This window comes from Mycolicibacterium sp. MU0050, assembly GCF_963378085.1.
In the GTDB taxonomy this organism is placed as follows: domain Bacteria; phylum Actinomycetota; class Actinomycetes; order Mycobacteriales; family Mycobacteriaceae; genus Mycobacterium; species Mycobacterium wendilense.
The window spans coordinates 4,935,203-4,956,839 of sequence record NZ_OY726395.1; the positions used below are offsets into that span (position 1 = coordinate 4,935,203).

The following is a 21,637-nucleotide window of genomic DNA, read 5'->3' on the forward strand; positions in this document are numbered from 1 at the left end:
GAGCGTGGTCGGCCCATGCCGTCGACCAAGACCGAAGAGAGGCAAAGATGCAACCGAAATCCGACGCCGATGCGTCGATCGGGGATCTTGTCGCCCAGTTATCGGAGCAAACCTCCCGGCTGGTGCGCGACGAAATGCGTTTGGCGCAACGCGAGTTCACCGAGTCGGCGAAGCACGCCGGGCGTGGCGCCGGCATCATCAGCGCCGCCGGTATCGCAGCGATGTTCGGTGTGGCCAGCGTGGTCGCCGCCGCCATCGCCGCGCTCGCGTTGGCGGTCCCGGTGTGGGCCGCCGCCCTGATTGTTGCGGCCGTTCTCTTTCTGGTCGCCGGTGTCGCGGGTCTGGTCAGCAAGAAGCAGTTCGAGCAGGTCTCCCCCACCCCAGAACGAACCGTGGCCAACGTGAAACAGGACATCGATGAAGTGAAGGGCGCTCGCCATGACCGCTGAAGAGACCCCGTCGGGCCGTAACGGCGAACCGGGCCCGGACGCCGACATCGATGACCTGCAGGCCGACATCGAAAAGACCCGTCATGAGCTGGGTCAGACCGTCGAGGCGCTCGCAGCGAAGGCCGACGTGAAGGCGCGGGTCGAGGACAAGGTGTCCGAGACCAAGGACCGCATGGCCGCCAAAACCACCCAAGCCCCCGAGGCCGTCGCGGACAGGGCGCACGCCGCGCAGCACGCCACCCGGGAGGCGCTGACCACCGACACCGGATCGGTCAGACCGGTAGTTCCGGTGGCGGCGCTGATCGCCGCAGCAGCCCTGGTCGGGGCCGTGCTGTGGCTACGCCGCCGCCGCTGAGCACTGTTGAAAGGAGCGCGTTTCATGCCTAACAGGACGAGCACGTCGGCGAAGATTCTCTACCGGCCCGTCGGCCTTGCCAGCTCGATGGCGGGCGGACTGTTGGCGGGCGTGATCTTCAAGCAGGTGTGGCGCAGGGCGTCACCCGGCGACAAACCCGACCCGCCCAAGCCGTTGGAGACGGAATATCCGTTCAAGGAAATTCTGTTGGCCGCCGCCATTCAGGGCGTCATCTACTCGGTGGTGAAAACCGTGATCGACCGGCAGGGCGCCCGGCTGTTCGAGAAAGCAACCGGGGAGTGGCCGGGGAGCTGACCGACCGCGCGCCCGCCGGTTAATCCCGGTGTTCGAAGCTGACATCGGCTCGGGTGATCGGCCGTGCGCACTCGCTGCAGCTGAGCCGCGGCGTCAGTACGGCGTCACAGCGCAGGTGCGCGAGCCGCACCGGCGGCTGCCCGCTCGCCAGCCAGCGGTCCCCCCACGCCAACATCGACAACGGCACCGGGTACAGATCGAGACCTTTGGCGGTGAGCCGATATTCGTGCCGGGGCGGCCGGGTCTGGTAGGGGTGCTTGCCGACGATGCCGTGGTCGACCAGGCGTTGCAGACGCTGACTCAAGATGTTGCTCGCGATCCCCAGGTGCCGCAGGAAATCCTCGAAACGCATTGAGCCGTAGAACAGTTCACGGATTATCAACGCGCTCCAGCGGTCGCCGATCACCTGGAGGGTGGCGGCGATCGAACTGCGTCGTGGACGCTGCAGCAGGTCGAGGTTGGGAGCACGATGGCGGGCAGCGGCGCCAGCGGACTCGAGCGCTTCGGGCCGTCGGCTGAAGCTGACGTCACGCGCGAGGACCACCTCGTTGCAGGCCGCGCAGCGCAACTCGCCCCGAATCTGATCGCGACAGCCCAGGTGTGCAACCCGCGTCGGCGCGGCTGCGCCGTCCAGACACCACCGGTCGCCCCACGCCATCGCCGTCATCGCGCACGTGAAGAAGTCGGCGCCGGCGGCTGTCAGCGTGTAGTCCCTGCCGTCCTGCACCATCAGTCCGTTGGCGCACAACGCGCTCAACCGGGCGCTCAAGGTCGAACGGGCGATCTGTAGGCGGCTTTGAAACGCATCGAACCGACGGGTGTCGTCGATGATCGCCTCGCTGAGCAGCAGCCAGGACCAGGCGTCCCCGATGGCCTCGGTGGCGCCGAACACCGAACAGCTGAGCGGCGCAGCAGCCTTGACCAGGTCCGACACGCGCTCAGGGTACCTGCCCGGGCCTGCGCGTCAGTCCTGCCAGAACCGCTTCGAGCGCTGGCGCCGCTGCTCCCGGCGTTCGCGGTCCCGGAAGTCCGAGACCCCCTCGGTCTTGTGGCGGCCGATCCATTCGGCCTCCAGCGCGAGGCCGACGGCAATATTGTCCGCGCCGTAGTTGAGACACTTCTTGGTCCGCTCGAGAGTGCGGGGATTCTTCTCCAGCAGCACCTCGATCAACGCCTCGACCTCGGCGTCGAGCTGCTCCGGCGTGGTGAGGCGGTTGACCAGGTTGTACTTCTCCGCGGTCGCGGCGTCGAACAGCGCGCCGATCAGGTTCCATTCCTTGGCCTTCCGGCGACCGGCGAAGGCCGCCAGCCGGTTGGTGCCGCCCCAGCCGGGGGTGATCTCCCAGTCGATCTCCGGCATGCCCCACCGCGACCGGTCGGTGGCCACCACGAAGTCGCAGACCAACGTGAGCTCCAGGCCGCCGCCGACGGCGATGCCGTCGACCTTTGCGATCGTCATCATCGTCATGTCCTCGATGATCTTCGCCGTCTCCTGATAGAGACGGATCTGCCGTCCGGCGATCTCGTCATCCCAGGTGTTGAACTCCGCGACGTCATCGCCGGCGCAGAAGGTCTCACCGGCACCCTGCAACACTACGACGCGGCAATCCCGGTCGTCGCGAATCTCCCGGACGGCGTGATTGAGCTGTTCGGACAGATCCCGATCCAGCGCGTTGTGCACCTCCGGCCGATTCAACGTCACGGTGGTCACCGGACCGGATCGCTCCACAACCAACTTCTGCTCGTCACCCATGCCGAACCTCCGTACCAGTCACTAGTTACTTGCATTACAAGACTGACTTGCATAGCGAGACGTTACTGGGCCGCCACCCGCGGGACAAGGGGGTTCGTCCGGGAAGCGAGGCTGAGCACGCCCGTCGCGGCAATATCAACTACTTGTCATCTTGTCGGCGGCGGGCTACGGTCTGAGGCTGTAGCCCTGACCGCAGCGACCGGAGCACCAGCGGCTCGCTGCACAGGACTCGCCGGTTCGCAGCCCTGCACCGGCACTCGAAGTGGCAATGACTTGGCAGAGGAGCGGGCATGGCTCGGTTTCCCAAACCAGCTGAAGGCAGTTGGACCCAGCACTACCCCGAACTGGGCACCGGACCGGTGTCGTACGAGGATTCGATCAGTCCGGAAATCTACGAACTCGAGCGTAAGGCGATCTTCAAGCGCGCCTGGCTCAACGTCGGCCGCGTCGAGCAGGTGCCCCGCACCGGCAGCTACTTCACCAAGGAGATGAAGGCGGCCAACACGTCAATCATCGTCGTGCGCAACAAGTCCGGCGACATCAACGCTTTCCACAACGTGTGCCGGCACCGCGGCAACAAGCTGGTGTGGGACGACATGCCGCTCGAGGACACCAGCGGTATGTGTCGGCAGTTCATCTGCAAGTACCACGCCTGGCGCTACGACCTGGACGGCAACCTGACCTATGTGCAGCAGGAAGAAGAGTTCTTCGACCTGGACAAGAGCCGCTACGGCCTGGTGCCCGTGCACTGCGAAGTGTGGGAGGGGTTCATCTTCGTCAACTTCGCCGAGACCCCGGAGCAGTCGCTGCGCGATTTCCTCGGGCCCATGATCACCGGCCTCGAGGGCTACCCCTTCGACAAGATGACCTCGCGGTTCACCTATCGCTCCGACGTGAAGGCGAACTGGAAGCTGTACATGGACGCTTTCCAGGAGTTCTACCACGCCCCGGTACTGCATGCGAACCAGTCCCCCACGGCGTACTCGAAGGCCGCCGCGCAGGCCGGATTCGAGGCACCGCACTACCGGATCGACGGTCCGCATCGCCTGGTGAGCACCTCCGGGGTACGGGCCTGGGAGATGGCCGACGAGATGCGCAAGCCGATCGAGGACATCTGCCAGAGCGGACTCTTCGGCCCTTGGGACAAGCCGGATCTCGGTGAGATGCCGCCCGGCCTCAACCCCGCCAACTGCGACCCGTGGGGCCTTGATTCGTTCCAGCTGTTCCCGAACTTCGTGATCCTGTTCTGGGGGCAGGGTTGGTACCTGACCTATCACTACTGGCCGACGTCGTTCAACACCCACACCTTCGAGTGCACGCTGTACTTCCCCCAGCCTCGGACCCCGCGCGAGCGGTTGGGCCAGGAGTTGGCCGCGGCCTCGTTCAAGGAGTACGGCCTGCAGGACGCGAACACCCTGGAGGCCACCCAGTCCGCCATCGAGTCGAGGGTGGTCCAGGAGTTCCACCTATGCGACCAGGAGATCCTGCTGCGGCACCTGCACAAGGAGACCGCCGCCTGGATCGAGGACTACCAGCGCACGACGGCCGGGGTGTGACCGCGATGAGTAGCATCCTGCCCCCGGAATTCGCCGACCTCGAGCCGTTCTCCGAGTGGTCGCTGGGCTCCGAACCGGAGCGCTACGCAAAGCGTCTGAACAGCACCATGACCGAGATGCAGGCCTTCTACGACGCCATCACCGCGCGCGCCGAGGAGGCCATCTCCTACTGCGACAAGTTCAGCCTCGACGACATGCCCGAGGACGTGCTCAACCTGATGCACCTGCTGTATTCGATGGTGACGGTGTCCTTCCCGGTCGAATGCTGGAAGCAACCGCGCGTGCCCGACTCCGGGGCCACGTCGTTGGATTGCGTCGCCGAGCCCGTCCCGTGACCGCTGCCGCCACCACGGTGCTGCGGGCGGCCCGGTGGGCCGACGTCGCCGCCGGCGAGGTCCGCTCGCCCGCGGTGATCGTGCTCGAGGGCAACCGCATCACCGCCGTCAACCCCGAAGGGCCCCTGCCGGATTCGGCCACCGAGATCGACCTCGGCGACGTGACGCTGCTGCCCGGCCTGATGGACATGGAACTCAACCTGCTCATCGGCGGTCCCGGCAGTCCCGAGGGCCTGCCCACCCCGATGCACGGGGTGCAGGACGACCCGGCCTACCGGACGCTGCGCGGGGCGGTGAACGCCCGCACCACCCTGGACGCCGGGTTCACCACGGTGCGCAACCTCGGCCTGATGGTCAAGACCGGCGGCTATCTGCTGGATGTCGCCCTGCAGCGGGCGATCGACCAGGGCTGGCACCCCGGGCCGCGGATCTACCCCGCCGGCCACGCGGTCACCCCGTACGGGGGGCACCTCGATCCCACCGTGTTCCAGCGCCTGGCCCCGGGCATCATGCCCCTGACCGTCGCGGAGGGCATCGCCAACGGCGTGCCCGACGTGATCGCCTGCGTGCGTTACCAGATCCGGCACGGCGCCAAGTTGATCAAGGTCTCGGCCTCCGGCGGCGTGATGTCGCACAGCACCTCCCCGGGCGCGCAGCAGTACTCCGATGCCGAATTCGCGGCCATCGCCGACGAGGCGCACCGGGCCGGCGTGCGGGTGGCCGCGCACGCCGTCGGCGACACCGCCATCCAGGCGTGCATCCGCGCCGGGATCGACTGCATCGAGCACGGCTTCCTCGCCAGCGACGAGACCCTGCAGATGATGGTCGACCACGGCACGTTCCTGGTGTCGACCACGTACCTGACCGATGCGATGGCCATCGACCGGATTGCCCCGGAGTTGCGCAAGAAGGCCCTGGAGGTGTTCCCCCGGGCAAAGTCCATGCTGCCCAAGGCAATCGCCGCGGGGGTCAAGATCGCCTGCGGCACCGACGCCCCGGCGATCCCGCACGGGCAGAACGCCAAGGAACTGGTGGCGCTCGTCGAGCGCGGCATGACCCCGATGCAGGCCCTGCAAGCCGCGACGGTCACCAGCGCCGAGTTGATCGACGCCACCGACGACCTCGGGCAGCTGGCGCCGGGTTACCTGGCGGACATCATCGCAGTCCCGGGCGACCCCAGCACCGACATTGCCGCCACCCTGGACGTACGGTTCGTGATGAAGGACGGACAGGTGGTCAAACAGCCGTGAGGTCGGCCCCGGTGGGCTCCGACAGACCGGTTGACGTGCGCTAACGTCGTGGCACCGGGCAGTCGCTGGTCATCGCGGTCCGCGGTAGGGCAGGAGGCGGACATGGAACTCACCGAGAACACGTTGTGGCTGCTGAAGCAGGCCTTCTATTTCTCGCTGACCTCGGTGAACGACGCGGTCAAGTCGCACGGCGTCAGCACCGCCCAGATCGGTGTCCTGCGCCAGCTGGCCAACGAACCCGGCCTGTCGGGCGCGGAACTGGCGCGCCGCCTGCTGATCAGCCCCCAGGGCGTCCAATTGGCGCTCACCGCCCTGGAGAAGCGCGGTTTGGTCGAGCGCAAGCAGGATCCCGAGCACGGCCGCATCCGCCAGGTGTTTCTGACCGGCGAGGGCCGGGCCGTCGCCGCCGCCGTCGTCAGCGACGCGATCGCCGCCCACGACCGGGTGTTCGGCGTGCTCACCCCCGAAGAGCAGAAGCAACTCCGGTCGCTGCTCGCCCGCATCGTCGAGCAGGGCACCGGACACACCCTGGTCACCGACCACGTCGAGTCGTAGTCCGCCGTCGCCACCGCATTGTGGCGCCAACCCTTGATACTTATGACAAGTACTTGATATTGTTGGCCGCGATGCCTCCTGCGACCCGCCCCGTTGACACGGCCGCAGCGGTGACCCCGTCCAGTTCGAACGGGTTCGCGCCGCTGCGGGTCAAACGCGTTGTGCAGGAGACCGCCGACGCGGTCTCCCTGATCTTCGAGGTCCCCGACGGGGACCGCGAGCGCTTCGCCTACCGCTCCGGGCAATTCGTCACCTTGCGGGTGCTCATCGACGGTCACGAGCACCAGCGCTGCTACTCCATGTCGTCATGTCCGGTGCTGGAAGCGGACCTGCAGGTCACGGTGAAACGCGACCGCGGCGGGCTGGTGTCCAATTGGCTCAACGACAACGCCGCCGTGGGCGCCGAATACAGCGTCGGGCCCCCGGAGGGCCGCTTCGTGCTCACCGACACCGATCGCGAACTGGTCGCGTTCGCCGGCGGCAGCGGCATCACGCCGGTGATCTCGCTGCTGCGCTCCGCGCTGACCGCCACCCCACGACGGGCCGGGCTCTTCTATGCCAACCGCGGCCGTGATTCGATCATCTTCGCCGATGCCCTGGCACAGCTGGAAACCGAGCATCCCGAACGCTTCTCGCTGCGACACCACCTCGACGAGTCCGCCGGGGTGGTGTCGCAGCAACACGTCGCCGAGTTCATGCGCGGCCGCGGCAACGCCGACGTATACGTGTGCGGGCCCGGGCCGTTCATGGACACCGTCGAGACGGCGCTGCTCGAGTTCGGGGTGCCCCGCCAACGCATCCACCTCGAACGTTTCACCGCTGTCGCGGCCCCGGCCCCCGACACCAACGGCGCCGTGATCACCGAAGAGGTGACCATCCAGCTGGATCGCACCACGGTCACGCAGCCCTACCGCGCCGGCAACACCTTGCTGCAGACCGCCCGGCTGGCCGGCCTGAAGGCCCCGTCGTCGTGTGAAACCGGTTCGTGCGGAACGTGTATGGCGCAGGTGACCGAGGGATCCGCCCGGATGCTCAACAACGACGCCCTGGACGACGACGAGGTGGCCGAGGGCTGGGTGGTCACCTGCCAAGCGATCCCCACCAGTCCGACGGTGCGGGTGGTCTACGAGTGATCGGCAACAGAAAGGCGTCCAGCGTGTGTTCGGTGGGGTTCCGATGAACCGGGTGGCGGTGGTGACCGGCGGCGCGTCCGGGATGGGCGAAGCGACCTGCCACGAACTCGGCCGACGCGGCTGCTCTGTCGCCGTGGTCGACGTCAATGCCCAAGCGGCACAACGCGTCGCCGATGATCTGCGGCGCGACGGGGTCACCGCGACGGCGGTGCGCGCCGACGTCACCGACCGGGCCGGCGTCCAGGACGCCTTCGCCAAGGTCCGCGCCGAGCTCGGGCCCATCGAGATCCTGGTGACCAGCGCGGGCCTGTTCGGCTTCGCGTCCTTCGCAGACATCACGGTCGACGACTGGCAACGCATGATCGACGTGAACCTGACCGGCACCTTCCATTGCTGCCAGGTGGCCCTGCCCGACATGGTGGCCGCCGGCTGGGGCCGCATCGTGATGATCTCGTCGTCCAGCGCGCAGCGCGGCACCCCGTTCGCCGCGCACTACGCGTCCTCCAAGGGGGCGCTGCTGACGCTGACGAAGTCGCTGGCACGGGAGTACGCGTCGGTGGGCATCACGGTCAACAACATTCCGCCCTCGGGCATCGAAACCCCGATGCAGCACCAGTCCCAGGCCGCCGGCCACCTCCCCGACAACGACACCATTGCCGCCAACATCCCCATGGGACGGCTTGGCACCGGCGCGGACATCGCCGCGGCCGTCGGATTCCTGTGCTCCGAGGAAGCCGGCTTCATCACCGGCCAAACCCTCGGCGTCAACGGTGGGTCCGTCATGTGACTTCGTTCTTCCTGCAGTCCCAACACCACTAGCCCCACGGAGGTTCACATGGCGGCACAATGGCCGAAACCGGCTGAAGGATCCTGGACCGAGCACTACCCGGAACTCGGTACGGGCCCGATATCGTTCCGCGACTCCATCTCGCCGGAGTTCTACGCGGCCGAGCAGGAGGCGATCTTCAAGCGGGCGTGGTTGAACATCAGCCGCGTCGAGGAGACGCCCGAGCCCGGCAGCTACATCACCCGGCAGGTGGAGGCGGTCGACGCCGCGCTGCTCCTCGTCAAGGACGAGAACGGCCGGATCCGAGCCTTCCACAACAGCTGTCGGCGACGGGGCCACCCGGTGGTCACCATCGACTACCGCGCTTCCGAACTGCGCAACACCGGAACCGGATTCACCTGCCGGCACTGCGGTTGGGAGTATGGGCTCGACGGGTCCCTGAGGTCCGTTCCGGATCCGGATCATTTCGCTGATCTGGACCTCGTCGACTTCGGCTTGAAGGAGGTGCACTGCGATGTCTGGGCCGGCTTCGTGTTCCTCAACTTCGACGAGAACCCGCGCCAGAGCCTGCGGGAGTTCCTCGGACCGATGGTCACCGGTCTCGACGACTATCCCTTCGACAAGCTGACCGAGCGCTACGACTGGGTCGCCCACAACAACAGCAACTGGAAAATCTTCGCCGACGCCTTCCAGGAGTACTACCACGTGCCGGCCCTGCACACCCAGCAGGTGCCGCCGGAGGTTCGCAACCCCGGCGCCGGGTTCACCTGCGGGCATTTCCAACTCGACGGGCCGCACCGGTTGGTCTCCACCGCGGGCACCCGCCGCTGGCTGCTGGCCCCGGAATACATGTATCCGATCGAACGGGCCACCCGCTCCGGGCTGGTCGGGCCGTGGCGCACCCCCGACATCGGCGAGCTGCCCGCCGGGCTGAACCCCGGTGGCATCGAACCGTGGGGCATCAGCAACTTCCAGATCTTCCCCAACCTGGAGATCCTCATCTACGGCGGCTGGTATCTGGTGTACCGGTACTGGCCGACGTCGTACAACACCCACCGCTACGAGGCTTTCACGTACTTCCATCCGGCGCGGACGGTCCGGGAGCGGATCGAACATGAAGTCGCCGCAGTGGTTCTCAAGGAATTCGCGCTGCAGGACGCGGGCATGCTGGGCGGGACCCAGGCCGCACTCCAGTACGACGTCGTCGACGAGTTCCCGGTCAACGACCAGGAGATCCTGGTGCGCCACCTGCACAAGACCGTCGCCGACTGGGTCAGCGACCATCAGCGCGAGCGGACCCCGGCAGGAGCCCAGCAATGACCACGCCACGCTTGCCCAGCGCCTTTGCCGAGCTGGAGCCGTTCGCCGAAACATGGTGCCTGCCAACGGAGACCGAGCGGTGGAACCAGCGGCTGTCCAGCAGCATGCCCGCCATGCAGGAGTTCTACGACGCGTTCTTTCCGCGCGTCGAAGAGGCGATCGAGTATTGCGACAAGTTCACCTTGGATGACCTACCCGAGGACGCGCTCAACCTGCTGCACCTGATCTATTCGCTGGTGATGGTGGCCATGGCCGTGGAGATCATGCATCAGCCGGCACCCGTCGACGCCGCCGACGCGGTGATGATCCGCACCGGCGAACCCCGCCCGTGACTTCCCATTTCGAGAAAGGCCGCCTTCCATGAGCCTGCTGACCATCAACAAACTGACTTCCTCTGTCGGCGCCGAGGTGGTGGGCGTCGACCCCGACCGGCTCGCGACCGATGGCGGCCTGGGCGCCGCGGTCCTCGATGCCCTGGAGGACAACGGAGTTCTGGTGTTTCACGACCTGAACCTCAGCCCCGAGGCGCAGGTCGCGTTCGCCGAGCGGCTGGGCCAGATCGACCGGTCCGCCGACGGGCACCACCCGGTCTCGGGCATCTACCCGATCACCCTGGACAAGTCGAAGAACAGCGCGGCCGAGTACCTCAAGGCCACGTTCGACTGGCACATCGACGGCTGCACCCCGATGGGCGACGAGTGCCCGCAGAAGGCCACCGTGCTGTCGGCCGTGCAGGTCGCCGCAACGGGCGGGGAGACCGAGTTCGCCAACTCCTACGCGGCGTACGAGACTCTGAGCGACGCCGAGCAGAAGCACTACGCAACGCTCCGGGTGGTGCATTCCCTGGAGGCCTCGCAGCGGCGGGTGTACCCGAACCCCACCGAGGACCAACTGTCCCGCTGGAAAAGTCGCGCCACCCACGAGCATCCCTTGGTGTGGACGCACCGCAGCGGCCGAAAGTCGTTGGTGCTGGGCGCGTCGGCGGACTACATCGTCGGCATGGACCTCGCCGAGGGCCGCGCGCTGCTCGACGAGTTGCTGGCGCATGCCACCGCGCCGGGCCGGGTGTACAGCCACCAGTGGTCGGTCGGCGACACCGTCATCTGGGACAACCAGGGGGTTCTGCACCGCGCGGCACCCTACGAGCCCAACTCGCCCCGGGAGATGTTGCGCACCACCGTGCTGGGCGACGAGCCCATCCAGTGACCGGCCCGGCTCAGCCGCGCCGGTGACGGGCGCGGCTCAGCCGGCCGCCACCGCCACCGACTTGGTCTGCAGGTAGCCGTCGAGTCCCTCCCGACCGAGCTCGCGGCCATAACCGCTGTCCTTGACGCCGCCGAAGGGGGCGACGGGATCCATGGTGTAGCCCTGGTTCACGCCGAAGGTTCCGGTGCGGACCTGTGCGGCCACGGCAAGCCCACGCTCGGTGTCGGCGGTGAAGACCGACCCCGCCAGGCCATAATCCGAGTCGTTGGCAATGGCCACGGCGTCGGCCTGATCTCCGTAACCGATGACGGTCAAGACGGGGCCGAAGATCTCCTCCCGGGCGATCCGCATGGCGTTGTTGGCGTCGGCGAACAGGGTCGGGCGCACGTACCAGCCGGTGTCCAGCCCGTCGGGCTGCTCGGCGCCGCCGGTCACCAGTCGGGCGCCCTCGCTGACCCCCGAATGGATGTAGTCGCGCACGCGTTGCTGCTGCCGGGCCGTCACCAACGGACCCATCTGGGTGGCCGGGTCGGCCGGGTCGCCCACCGCGATGGTGGACAGTTCCGCGGCCAGGGCGTCGACGAAGTCGCTCTGCCGGTGCTGCGGAACCAGGATGCGCGTCAACGCATTACAGATCTGCCCGCTGTTGGACAGGCTTGCCGAACGCACCGCGGCGGCGACGGCGGCCGGGTCCGCGTCGTCGAGCACCACCGCGGCTGACTTGCCGCCGAGTTCCAGGCTCACCGTGGTCAGGTTGGCGGCGCACGCCGCGGCCACCGCCTTGCCCGCGGCGGTCGATCCGGTGAACGACACCTTGTCGACGCCGGGGTGTCCGACCAGCGCCGCGCCCACCTCGGTACCGCCCGGCAGGACGCTCACCACGCCGGACGGCAGGTCGAGTTCGTCGAGCATCTCCTTGAGCAACAGCGCATCCAGCGGCGACTCGGGGGCCGGCTTCACGATGACCGCGCACCCGGCCAGCAGCGCCGGGACCAACTTGGTGATGATGAGGAACTGGGGCATGTTCCACGGCACCACCGCCGCGACCACGCCGACGGCTTCCTTGCGGACCTGCACCTCGGCGCCGAAGAATCCGGGCCGATTCTCCTGCCACGCAAAGGATTCGGCGATGTCGCAGAAGGCGCCCATCATCATGGTCGGCAGGCCGACCTGGGCGCGCTGCGCGAAGCTGATCGGCGCGCCGATCTGCCGGCTGATCAGTTCGGCCAACTCGCCGCCGCGCTCGGCGTAGCGGGCGGCCAGCCGGCGCAGCGCGGCAATGCGTTCGGCCGGGTCCAGCCGCGGCCACGGGCCGTCGTCGATGGCCTGGCGCGCGGCCGCGACCGCGGCCTGGACCTCGGCGGCGGTGGCGGCCGGGACCTCGGCGATGGGTTGTTCGGTGTGCGGTGAGATCACCGTGATGACGCCGTCGCGGCCCTGGCTCATGCGTGCCCCTTCCCGAAGTATCAACTACTTGAGAAGTGTACGTCGCATCAGGTTCGCGACCGAGCCCCCGCCCTCACCTCAGAGCGTCACCGCATCCGGGTCGCCGGCAGCGTCGTCGACGGTTTGGGGTGAGGCGGCGGCCCACCGACCTCTTCGACGCCGAGGAGATGCACATCCCGGCCGCTGGCCGCCGTCACCTCGACGACCTCGAACTCGTCGCCGTCGGGGTCATCGAACCAGACGACCATCCGAAGATGTATGGACAAGTCGGGCGAAATCACCCCCAGCAGCACGGCTTCCTGCGGGCTGGCCACCATCGGCGCCGTGTTCACCGGTGTGACCGGAACCTCGACGTCGAGGGCCGGCAGGATGGTGCCGTCGGCCTCGGTGACCGTGATCGCGAAGGCCTCGGTCACCGAGCCCCCCTGGTAGTCCACATGGGCCAGGCTGTGCGCGAACTCCCGGTCCGGGGTGTAGGTGTAGTGGACCCGCCACCCTTCCGCTTCCAGCTGTATGTCGAACTCCACGGCGCCACCGTGCTCGAGTTCGCTGTAATCGAAGCTCAGCCCCTCGCCGTCGGCGCCCGTGTACAGGAAACTGCCTGTGGCCACGCCGTTCTGGTCCGGCGCACCGGGCTGGATGTGGTCGGTGATCGGCGAGGCCGAATCCTCTGCCGGGCGCAGATTCACGGGGATAGTCAGGTCAGAGTGCCCGTACCTCCCGGCGGCCGTGACATGGAGATGGACAGCCAGCCCGCCGGGGGTTTGGGTTGCCCGCTCCAGGGTTTCTTGGCTCGGGACGTAGGTGATGCCGACCTCCCACGTGTTCTCGTCCACGCGATTGACGTTGTCCAGGTCGAAATCCACCCGATCGCCCCATTCGGAGGACCTCCCTAACCACCTGAGCTCTCGCGGATCCTCGGCGCCCTTCACGATGATGCTGCCGCGAACGGATCCATCGCTCGGGTCGGTTTCCCAGGACCACGAGTCGATCACGCTGAGTTCCGCAGGTTGCCCGGCGGCGGCGATCTGGACGTCGAAGGTGACCGGGTCGTCGATGCCCTCGACGGTCATGACCACCGTGTCGATGGTCGGCGGGCCGTCATAGTCCGGATTGCGGGTGTGGGTGTAGTGGACCCGCACGCTGCTGGTGGTTTCCTGCGCCCAGTCCCACTCGACCGTGCCCAGTTCCTGGTTGTAGTCCGCGCCGATGGTGGGCGGCCTGCCGTCGGGGCTCGTGTAGAGGAAACTGCCGGTGGATTCGCCGTTCTCGTTGGGCATCCCGGGCCGGATGTGGTCGGTGATCGTGGGGGACGGGGTGCTCGAGCCGGCGAGGTCGACGGTGAGCACGTAGCAAACCTACTCGCCCATCGCCGACATCTTGATGCTGCTACCTGATGCTAAGATGCCATGCGTGCGCACGACCATCCGGATCGACGAAGACCTCTACCGGGAGATCAAGGCGCGCGCCGCCCGATCGGGCCGCACCGTAGCCGCCGTGCTTCAGGACGCCGTTCGGCGAGGCCTCGCCGCCGACACCCGGCCGCAAGCCGGCCCCTACCGCGTCGAACCGTTCGGCCAAGGCGGCCTGCGGCCCGGCGTCGACCTGTCCTCCAGCGCGGAACTCGCCGAACTCCAGGATGAGGACGTGGACTTGAATGCGCTGCGTTGACGTCAACGTGCTGGTGTACGCGCATCGCGCCGATCTCCCGGAACACGACGAATACCGCGCCGTCCTCGAACGTTTCGCCAACGACGAAGAGCCCCTGGGTCTGGCAGAGGCGGTACTCAGCGGTTTCGTTCGGGTCGTGACGAATCGCCGGATCTTCACCGTGCCCAGTACGCCCGAACGGGCCTGGGCAGCGGTCGATGCACTTCTGGCCGCACCCGCCGCTATGCACCTGCGGGCCGGCGAACGGCATTGGAGCACTTTCCGTCAGCTATGCGGTGACATCGATGCCCGCGGCAACGACATCCCCGACGCGTACCTGGCCGCCTACGCAGTGGAAAACAGCGCACTGTGGCTCAGTGCCGACCGGGGTTTCGCGCGCTTCCAACGGCTGCGCTGGCGCCACCCCCTGGAGGTTTAGCTAAGGCAGCAGGCCGAGCAACCGCGCCCGTGACACCGCCTCGAACCGCGTGCCCGCGCCGAGTTTGGTTGCGGCGCTACGCAGATAACTCTTGACCGTCTCGGTCTGCAGCGAAAGACGTTTGGCCGCCTCGGCATTGGTGCAGCCGAGCGCGATCTGGGCCAGCACATCGCGCTCCCGGGGAGTTAGCGTCACCGCGGTCGGCTGTTCGGCACCGGCGAGCCGCTCCGCCAGCCGACGCAGCTGCGCGCCAGTGTCCGGATCCACCCCGGCGGCCAGCCGCCGCAGTTCAGCGTGCACCTCCCGGACGGCCTCCGGACTCGCGGTGCCGGCCGCCTCGGCCTGGCGCAACCGCAACCGCCGGTCCACCTCGTCGCGGATCCGTAGCTCGTCGGCCACTCTGCGTCCGGCATCGAGCATCAGGTCCACGGCCCGGCCACCCATCGGTGCCCTCGACCGGTAGGCGCCGTAGAGCATCGCCCGCGGGGTCGCGTCGACGACCACGGGCACCGCGAGGATCGACTCGATGCCCTCGGACAACACCGGGACGTCGTAGTCGTGGGTGATGTTCGAGGCGTTGCGATAGTCGGCGACCGAAAGCGGTCGGCCCGCGACCATGCTGGCCCCACCAAGACCCGTGCTGGGCCGCACCACCACGCCGCGCAACAACCCTGTTCGGGTTCCGACAAACTCGCTGAGAACCAGCGCGCCGCCCCGCACCTCACCGCCGAACAGCACCGGGATGCCGCCGTCGGTCGCGAGTCGACGCAGCTCGGCGCGCACCACGTCGGTATCGCGGGGACGCAGCAGCCCCGAACCGGTGGACATGGGGCAATACCCTCTTTCGGGGGTAGCGGGCGGACGAGTGTGACATAGATCCTAGCTGGCATGACAACCAATGCCGATCTGTATCGCAGCGCCCGCGATCAGCTGGTCGCCGCGATCAACGACTACGACAAGGCACTCGAGACCTTCGCCTGGCCGCAGCTCGAGGGCACGTTCAACTGGGCCACCGACTGGTTCGACGCCATCGGTCGCGACCCGGCCACCGCCGAGCGGCCGGCGCTGTGGATCGTCGAACACGACGGCAGCGAGCATCAGGTCACCTTCGCGGAGATGGCCCAGCGCTCGGATCTGGTCGCCACCTGGCTGCAGCAGCAGGGGGTGGCCAAGGGCGACCGCGTCATCCTGATGCTCGGCAACCAGGTCGAACTCTGGGAGGCGATGCTCGGGGTTGCCAAACTGGGAGCCGTCATCATGCCGACCACCGCGGCCCTGGGTCCGGCCGACCTCGCCGACCGGATCAGCCGCGGCGGCGCCCGATTCGTGATCGCCAACGCGGCCGACGCCCCGAAATTCGAGTCCGTCGCCGGCGACTACGGCCGGATCGCCGTCGGCGATGAAGTCCCGGGGTGGCTGCGCTACGCCGACGCGTACGACGTGGTCGACGCCGGCCCATTCACGGCGTGCACCGCCGTGACGGACCCGATGCTGATCTACTTCACCTCGGGCACCACCAGCCGCCCCAAGCTTGTCGAGCACTCCCAGATCTCGTATCCGGTCGGCCACCTGACCACCATGGCCTGGATCGGCGTCCGGCCCGGCGACGTCCACCTGGCGATCAGCTCCCCGGGGTGGGCCAAACACGCGTGGAGCTGCTTCTTCGCGCCGTGGATCGCCGAGGCGACGATCTTCGTCTACAACTATCCGCGTTTCGACGCCGCGGATCTGCTGCACCAGCTCCGGCGCGCTCGGGTGAACACCTTTTGTGCCCCACCGACGGTGTGGCGCATGCTGATTCAGGCCGACCTCGGCGCCCGGCCGGAGGGCCTGCGTGAGGTGCTGGGCGCCGGCGAGCCGCTCAACCCCGACGTCATCACCCAGGTCGAGAACGCCTGGGGCCTGACCATCCGCGACGGGTTCGGACAGACCGAGACCACGCTGCAGGTCGGCAACACCCCGGGCCAGCCGATCAAGGCGGGGTCGATGGGCCGGCCGATGCCGGGGGTCCCGGTGGTGCTCGTCGACCCGGTGTCCGGCCAGCCGTCGGAGACCGAAGGCGAGATCTGCCTGGACCTGAGCGCCGCACCGCTGAATCTGATGACCGGTTACGTCGACGACCCCGAGCGCAACGCCGCCGTCACCGCGGGCGGTTACTACCACACCGGGGATGTCGCCAGCCGCGACGCCGACGGCTACATCACCTACATCGGCCGCACCGACGACGTGTTCAAGTCCTCGGACTACAAGGTGTCGCCGTTCGAGCTGGAAAGCGTGCTCATCGAGCATCCCGCAGTGGTCGAGGCCGCCGTGGTCCCGCAGCCCGACGACACCCGGCTGTGCGTGCCCAAGGCGTATGTGGCGTTGGCCGACGGCTGGAGCGCCGATGCGGGCACCGCCCAGGCCATCATGGAGTACGCCCGCGACAACCTGGCGCCCTACCTCAAGGTCCGGCGGGTCGAGTTCTTCGACCTCCCCAAGACCATCTCGGGCAAGATCCGCCGGGTCGAGCTACGCCAGCGCGAAGACGAGGCGCATCGGCAGGGCGCGCCGATCGACACCGAGTTCCGCTACGAGGACTTGGTCCAGTAGTTCGCGGCCTCCGTAGGGTGGAGGGATGAGCGCCGCACCAGCGAATCCCGTCGTCTTGGGCAGCTGGTTTGCACGCGACCTGGCCGAACTGGCCGTCACGTGGCAGGCCGAGCCCCCGCCGGACCCGAAACTACTGATCCTCAACGCGCCCCTGGCCGCCGACCTGGGGCTCGACCCGGACTGGCTGCGCAGTCCCGACGGCGTTGGCCTGCTGACCGGCACGGTGCTGCTCGACGGGGCCGCCCCGGTCGCCCAGGGGTACGCCGGTCATCAGTTCGGCGGCTTCGTCCCGCGCCTCGGCGACGGCCGGGCGTTGCTGCTCGGCGAGCTCACCGACACCGCGGGCAGGGTGCGCGACCTGCACCTCAAGGGTTCTGGGCGCACGCCGTTCGCCCGCGGCGGCGACGGCTTGGCCGCGGTCGGTCCGATGCTGCGTGAGTACCTGATCAGCGAGGCGATGCACGCGCTGGGCGTGCCGACGACGCGCGCCCTGGCGGTGGTGGCCACCGGGCGGCCCGTGCACCGCGACACCGCCCTGCCCGGAGCGGTGCTCGCCCGGGTGGCCGCCAGCCACCTGCGGGTCGGCAGTTTCCAGTACGCCGCCACCGGCGGCGACCCGGCCCTGCTGCGCCGGCTGGCCGACCACGCCATCGCCCGGCACGCGCCCGCCGCCGCGGAGGCCGACAACCCGTACCTGGCGCTGTTCGAGGCGACGGTGGACGTGCAGGCCGCCCTGATCGCCCAATGGATGCTGGTCGGCTTCATCCACGGCGTGATGAACACCGACAACATGACCATCTCCGGTGAGACCATCGACTACGGGCCGTGCGCGTTCATGGACGGCTACCACCCCGGCACGGTCTTCAGCTCGATCGACGTCGGTGGCCGCTACGCCTACGGCAATCAGCCCGGCGTGGCGATGTGGAATCTGGCCCGCTTCGCCGAGACCCTGTTGCCGCTGTTCGCCGAGGACACCGAGGAGGCGATCGGCATCGCCACCGCGGCGCTCGAGGGCTTTCGCACCCGGTACGAGGCCGCCTGGACCGCCGGTATGCGCGCCAAATTGGGGCTGCCCGCCGAGGCCGGCGACGAGGAGACGGGCCCGCTCATCGAGGACCTGCTCACGCAGCTGTCCCAGAGCCAGGTCGACTTCACCTCGTTCTTCCGTGCGCTCGCCGACGCGGCCCGCGGTGATCGGGAGCCCGCCCGGGGACTGTTCCTCGACCTCGCTGCGTTCGACGCCTGGTTGGTGCGCTGGCTCGCGCTGAATCCCGATGCGGTGGCGATGGATCGGGTCAATCCGATCTACATTCCCCGCAATCACCTCGTCGAGCAGGCGCTGGCCGCGGCGACCGACGGCGACCTCGAGCCCTTCGAGCGGTTGCTCGCGGCGGTCACCGACCCCTACGTCGAGCGGGCCGGCCTGGAGCGTTACGCCGAACCGGCGCCGGACTCCTTCGGCCCGTATCAAACCTTCTGCGGGACGTGATTTCGGTGCGCTCAGATGCGCTGAGTGTCACCTGAGCGCACCGAAATCACTTGCGGCGACCGAGGATCCGGATCGGATCGGCGCCATCCCAGGCCGCGCACGTCGCCGCGATCCTCGCCAGGTTGGCCCGGAAACTGGGCGTTTCCTCGACCACTTCGGTGAAGAAGCCGAAGTCCTCGACGGTGTCCACGAACGCGATGCGCTGGCCCGGCGCGGTGAGTTCGCAGGCGATGTCGTAGCCCTGGCCGACGAATTGGGCCACCTTGGCCTCGTAATCGGCGGTCAGCGTCGCGGCCTGGTGGAACCCGCTGCGGCCGGTGATCGCGGCCATGTCGGCGAAAACGCTGGGGCCGGTGGTGTGGTTCTGGATGAGTTCGATCTGCACCGGACCGGCCTGCGCCACCCCGACCTGCAGGTCGATCACGGCGTCGGCGCCGCGGTAGCGGCAGGTGTTCTGCGCGCGCGGCAGGATGTGGAAAGGCCCGATCCCGAACGCCCGCGCCCATCGCGCGGCCGCGTCCAGCAGGTCATCGACCACGAAACCCAGCTGGAAGAACCGGAAATCGCCGTCGGGCCAAGGCTGTTCGAACAGCGGGAGGTTCACCGGGACGGGGCGGGATGCGGCCGGATCATGACCTCCTGGGCGACGCTGGCCACCAGCGCGCCGGCCGCATCGACGATGCTGCCGCGGACCAGCGCCCGGTGGCCGCGCATCGTCACCGACTCCTGGGTGTAGAGGTGCCACTGGTCGAAGCGGGCCGGTCGATGCAACCAGATGGCGTGGTCCAGGCTCACACCGATGTTCTGCGTCCAGTCGATCGGCTCGGGGTACTCCCGAAATGCCATGTCCACCAACAGGTAATCACTGGCGTAGGTGATCATCGCGTGATGCAGCGCCGGGTCGTCCCCGACGCTTCGCGGCAGGCGCATCCAGTGCGCCCGCGGCCCCCGGGCCGGTTGGCCGCCGAGGAAGTTGGGGGCCTCCCCGATGCGCATCTCCAGCGGCGGCGGCACCTCGATCCACGTCTGCGCCATGTCCTGCGCCTCGGCCGGGGCTCTGCTCGCCCAGTGCTGCAACAGCGGCAACTCGAGCGGGGCGGGGGCCTGCGGTGGGGCGGCCGGCTGCTCGGGCGCGTCCGGGTTGTCGTGGAAGGAGGCCACCGCGGTCAACACGGTGCCGCGGCTCTGCACCAGTTCGACATGCCGCGTGGAGAGCGCCCTACCGTCACGGGTGCGGGACACGACGATCTCGACCGGCTCGTCCAAGGCTCCCGGGCGGGTGAAGTACGCGTGCAGTGAGTTCAGCGTCTGCCCCTCGACCGTGGCGGCCGCGGCGAGGTGGGCCTGCGCGAGCAACTGGCCACCGAAGATGGACCCGAACCGGTCGGCCTCGCTGCCCGCCCGGAACCGGTCCGGGCCGATGCGCTCGAGCCGCAACGCGCTCTCGATGTCCCCGAGGACCTCCAGCACGCGGCTTTCCAGGGCAGATCCGCTGCCGAGCAGGGCACCGGTGAAGGTGTCGGTGTCGGTGACCGCTGCGGTGTGGCTCACGCTTCCTCCTCGGGGCTGCCCGCCCGACATAAAAGAGCTTAGGTTCGCTCAGTACCGTAGCCGCCGGCAGCGGGAGGACCCAACCGGGTACCGCGGCGCTCAGAGCACGTAGTCGCCGATCAGCTTCCCGATGGTGCGGATGTCGACGTGCCCCTTGAAGTCCAGCCGCACCTTACCGAGGCCGGAAAACCACAATTCCAGTTCGGCGTCCAGGTCGAACCGTCCCGCGGTCTCGATGCTCCACGCCTGAATCCTGCTGTAGGGCAGGGAGGAATAGTCACGCTTCTTGCCGCTGAAGCCCTGGACGTTGATCACGATGAGCCGCTTGTTGGTGAAGACCACCGCGTCGCGCATCCCCTTGAAACTGAGGTGGACGTGCTCGTCATCGACGAGAATCGGCGCCAGTTCGCCGGCGACGGGCTTCGGATCGGCTGGTCCAAGTTTGACGAAGAGGCCGTTCTGGAAGTCGATCATGACCGGACGCTATCGACTGGGCCATCGGCCCGGGAGGGATCGGCCAAACTGGGTTCCGGCCTGCCGTGCAGGGCGCCGTCAGGACTGGAAGAACGCCAACAATTCGGGGTTGAGCACGTCGGCGTGCGTGGTCGGCAACCCGTGCGGCAGGTCGACGTAGGTCGTCAGGGTGCCGTTGGCCAGCAGATCCGCCGACTTCGGCCCCGCCGCGGCGTACGGCACAATCTGGTCGTCCTCGCTGTGCACCACCAGTACGGGCAGGGTGAGCCGTTTGAGGTCCCCAGTGAAGTCGGTCTGGGAGAACGCCACGATGCCGTCGTAGTGGGCCTTGGCGCCGCCCATCATGCCCTGCCGCCACCAGTTCGCGATCACGGCCTCGGACGGTTCTACGCCGTCCCGGTTGAAACCGTAGAACGGCCCGGCTGCCAACGTGCGGTAGAACTCCGAGCGGTTCGCCGCCAACTGGGCCTGCAGGTCGTCGAACGCGGCCTTCGGCTGGCCCTGCGGGTTGGTGTCCGTCTGGACCATCAGCGGCGGCACCGCGCACAGCAGCGCCGCCTTTGCCGCGCGCTCCTCGCCGTGGCGGGCCAGGTAACGGACCACTTCTCCCCCGCCGGTGGAATGCCCGACGTGGATCGCGTCACGTAGATCCAGGTGGTCGATGACGGCCTTGAGATCGTCGGCGTAGTGGTCCATGTCGTGCCCGCCGGCGACCTGGGCCGAGCGCCCGTGTCCGCGGCGATCATGTGCCACCACCCGATAACCCTCGGACAGGAAGTACAACAACTGGGTGTCCCAGTCGTCGGATGACAGTGGCCAGCCGTGACTGAAGACGATGGGTTGGCCCGAGCCCCAGTCCTTGTAGAAGATTTCGACACCGTCGCTGGTCGTGATCGTGGGCATGGCGCCGGGCCTTCCTCGGTGACGAGCACGGGTGGAGTGCGTCCAGCCTACGACGCGCTGCCCGCCGAAGGTCACCGAT

The 21,637-nt window shown here is 68.0% G+C and carries 25 protein-coding genes; 16 read left to right on the forward strand and 9 right to left on the reverse strand.

Features of this window, described 5'->3' with window-relative positions:
* The first annotated feature begins 47 nt into the window (after nt 1-47).
* From R2K23_RS23470 to R2K23_RS23480, 3 genes are read left to right on the forward strand one after another with little or no spacing between them, the layout of a single operon-like run.
* Nucleotides 48-449 carry a phage holin family protein gene (locus tag R2K23_RS23470; protein WP_316513019.1) on the forward strand — a complete coding sequence of 134 codons (402 nt, stop codon included), beginning with the start codon at nt 48-50 and terminating at the stop codon, nt 447-449.
* Nucleotides 439-804, forward strand: a complete 366-nt coding sequence (locus R2K23_RS23475; protein ID WP_316513021.1) for a DUF3618 domain-containing protein — start codon at nt 439-441, stop codon at nt 802-804. Before R2K23_RS23470 ends, R2K23_RS23475 begins: the two co-directional genes overlap by 11 nt.
* 24 nt (nt 805-828) lie before the next feature.
* Nucleotides 829-1,119: a DUF4235 domain-containing protein gene (locus R2K23_RS23480; RefSeq protein ID WP_316513023.1), complete on the forward strand. Its 291-nt coding sequence runs from the start codon at nt 829-831 to the stop codon at nt 1,117-1,119.
* Between the two features lie 19 nt (nt 1,120-1,138).
* Here the strand turns inward: R2K23_RS23480 and R2K23_RS23485 are convergent, their stop codons facing one another.
* Together R2K23_RS23485 and R2K23_RS23490 are read right to left on the reverse strand one after the other, a co-directional pair.
* Nucleotides 1,139-2,053, reverse strand: a complete 915-nt coding sequence (locus tag R2K23_RS23485; RefSeq protein ID WP_316513025.1) for a winged helix-turn-helix transcriptional regulator — start codon at nt 2,051-2,053, stop codon at nt 1,139-1,141.
* 30 nt (nt 2,054-2,083) lie between these two features.
* A complete protein-coding gene (locus R2K23_RS23490) occupies nt 2,084-2,872 on the reverse strand; it encodes an enoyl-CoA hydratase/isomerase family protein (RefSeq protein WP_316513027.1) in 789 nt (262 codons plus the stop codon).
* A gap of 290 nt (nt 2,873-3,162) precedes the next feature.
* Here R2K23_RS23490 and R2K23_RS23495 point away from each other — a divergent pair, with 290 nt between their 5' ends.
* The 9 genes from R2K23_RS23495 to R2K23_RS23535 all read left to right on the forward strand — a co-directional run bounded on the left by R2K23_RS23495 (nt 3,163) and on the right by R2K23_RS23535 (nt 11,014).
* Entirely contained in the window at nt 3,163-4,428 is a 1,266-nt protein-coding gene (locus R2K23_RS23495) for an aromatic ring-hydroxylating oxygenase subunit alpha (protein ID WP_316513029.1), read from the forward strand.
* Nucleotides 4,429-4,433: 5 nt separating this feature from the next.
* On the forward strand, nt 4,434-4,763 hold the full coding sequence (locus R2K23_RS23500) for a hypothetical protein (protein WP_316513031.1): 330 nt from the start codon (nt 4,434-4,436) through the stop codon (nt 4,761-4,763).
* Nucleotides 4,739-6,013, forward strand: coding sequence for a metal-dependent hydrolase family protein (locus tag R2K23_RS23505; RefSeq protein ID WP_396892661.1), 1,275 nt, complete (start codon nt 4,739-4,741; stop codon nt 6,011-6,013). The genes R2K23_RS23500 and R2K23_RS23505 overlap by 25 nt, the downstream gene beginning before the upstream one ends.
* A gap of 102 nt (nt 6,014-6,115) precedes the next feature.
* The gene (locus tag R2K23_RS23510; protein WP_316513035.1) at nt 6,116-6,568 is read left to right on the forward strand and encodes a MarR family winged helix-turn-helix transcriptional regulator; all 453 of its coding nucleotides are present in this window, start codon (nt 6,116-6,118) and stop codon (nt 6,566-6,568) included.
* 71 nt (nt 6,569-6,639) lie between these two features.
* Nucleotides 6,640-7,701, forward strand: a complete 1,062-nt coding sequence (locus R2K23_RS23515; RefSeq protein ID WP_316513036.1) for a ferredoxin--NADP reductase — start codon at nt 6,640-6,642, stop codon at nt 7,699-7,701.
* Between the two features lie 43 nt (nt 7,702-7,744).
* Nucleotides 7,745-8,488, forward strand: coding sequence for an SDR family NAD(P)-dependent oxidoreductase (locus tag R2K23_RS23520; RefSeq protein ID WP_316517526.1), 744 nt, complete (start codon nt 7,745-7,747; stop codon nt 8,486-8,488).
* 48 nt (nt 8,489-8,536) lie between these two features.
* A complete protein-coding gene (locus R2K23_RS23525; RefSeq protein WP_316513038.1) occupies nt 8,537-9,808 on the forward strand; it encodes an aromatic ring-hydroxylating oxygenase subunit alpha in 1,272 nt (423 codons plus the stop codon).
* The gene (locus R2K23_RS23530; RefSeq protein ID WP_316513039.1) at nt 9,805-10,140 is read left to right on the forward strand and encodes a hypothetical protein; all 336 of its coding nucleotides are present in this window, start codon (nt 9,805-9,807) and stop codon (nt 10,138-10,140) included. Before R2K23_RS23525 ends, R2K23_RS23530 begins: the two co-directional genes overlap by 4 nt.
* 28 nt (nt 10,141-10,168) lie before the next feature.
* The gene (locus R2K23_RS23535; RefSeq protein ID WP_316513040.1) at nt 10,169-11,014 is read left to right on the forward strand and encodes a TauD/TfdA dioxygenase family protein; all 846 of its coding nucleotides are present in this window, start codon (nt 10,169-10,171) and stop codon (nt 11,012-11,014) included.
* A 36-nt stretch (nt 11,015-11,050) separates the two neighbouring features.
* Here R2K23_RS23535 and R2K23_RS23540 read toward each other — a convergent pair whose 3' ends face one another.
* Nucleotides 11,051-12,460: an aldehyde dehydrogenase gene (locus R2K23_RS23540; RefSeq protein ID WP_316513041.1), complete on the reverse strand. Its 1,410-nt coding sequence runs from the start codon at nt 12,458-12,460 to the stop codon at nt 11,051-11,053.
* 86 nt (nt 12,461-12,546) lie between these two features.
* Entirely contained in the window at nt 12,547-13,809 is a 1,263-nt protein-coding gene (locus R2K23_RS23545) for a hypothetical protein (protein ID WP_316513042.1), read from the reverse strand.
* A 64-nt stretch (nt 13,810-13,873) separates the two neighbouring features.
* On the opposite strand from R2K23_RS23545, the gene R2K23_RS23550 reads away from it, so the two are divergent.
* Nucleotides 13,874-14,131, forward strand: coding sequence for a ribbon-helix-helix domain-containing protein (locus tag R2K23_RS23550; RefSeq protein ID WP_316513044.1), 258 nt, complete (start codon nt 13,874-13,876; stop codon nt 14,129-14,131).
* Nucleotides 14,118-14,549, forward strand: a complete 432-nt coding sequence (locus R2K23_RS23555) for a type II toxin-antitoxin system VapC family toxin (protein WP_316513046.1) — start codon at nt 14,118-14,120, stop codon at nt 14,547-14,549. The genes R2K23_RS23550 and R2K23_RS23555 overlap by 14 nt, the downstream gene beginning before the upstream one ends.
* On the opposite strand, the gene R2K23_RS23560 is transcribed toward R2K23_RS23555, so the two are convergent.
* Nucleotides 14,550-15,377 carry a helix-turn-helix transcriptional regulator gene (locus R2K23_RS23560; RefSeq protein ID WP_316513047.1) on the reverse strand — a complete coding sequence of 276 codons (828 nt, stop codon included), beginning with the start codon at nt 15,375-15,377 and terminating at the stop codon, nt 14,550-14,552.
* A 60-nt stretch (nt 15,378-15,437) separates the two neighbouring features.
* Between R2K23_RS23560 and R2K23_RS23565 the strand changes: the two genes are divergently transcribed.
* Together R2K23_RS23565 and R2K23_RS23570 are read left to right on the forward strand one after the other, a co-directional pair.
* Nucleotides 15,438-17,141, forward strand: coding sequence for an AMP-binding protein (locus R2K23_RS23565; protein WP_316513049.1), 1,704 nt, complete (start codon nt 15,438-15,440; stop codon nt 17,139-17,141).
* Nucleotides 17,142-17,166: 25 nt separating this feature from the next.
* Entirely contained in the window at nt 17,167-18,630 is a 1,464-nt protein-coding gene (locus tag R2K23_RS23570) for a protein adenylyltransferase SelO (protein WP_316513051.1), read from the forward strand.
* Nucleotides 18,631-18,676: 46 nt separating this feature from the next.
* Here the strand turns inward: R2K23_RS23570 and R2K23_RS23575 are convergent, their stop codons facing one another.
* From R2K23_RS23575 to R2K23_RS23590, 4 genes are all read right to left on the reverse strand, one after another.
* Nucleotides 18,677-19,234 carry a VOC family protein gene (locus R2K23_RS23575; RefSeq protein ID WP_316513052.1) on the reverse strand — a complete coding sequence of 186 codons (558 nt, stop codon included), beginning with the start codon at nt 19,232-19,234 and terminating at the stop codon, nt 18,677-18,679.
* A complete protein-coding gene (locus R2K23_RS23580) occupies nt 19,231-20,181 on the reverse strand; it encodes an acyl-CoA thioesterase (protein WP_316513054.1) in 951 nt (316 codons plus the stop codon). Before R2K23_RS23580 ends, R2K23_RS23575 begins: the two co-directional genes overlap by 4 nt.
* A 99-nt stretch (nt 20,182-20,280) precedes the next feature.
* A complete protein-coding gene (locus R2K23_RS23585) occupies nt 20,281-20,655 on the reverse strand; it encodes a PH domain-containing protein (protein ID WP_316513057.1) in 375 nt (124 codons plus the stop codon).
* Nucleotides 20,656-20,733: 78 nt separating this feature from the next.
* Nucleotides 20,734-21,558, reverse strand: a complete 825-nt coding sequence (locus R2K23_RS23590; RefSeq protein WP_316513059.1) for an alpha/beta fold hydrolase — start codon at nt 21,556-21,558, stop codon at nt 20,734-20,736.
* Nucleotides 21,559-21,637: the final 79 nt, after the last annotated feature.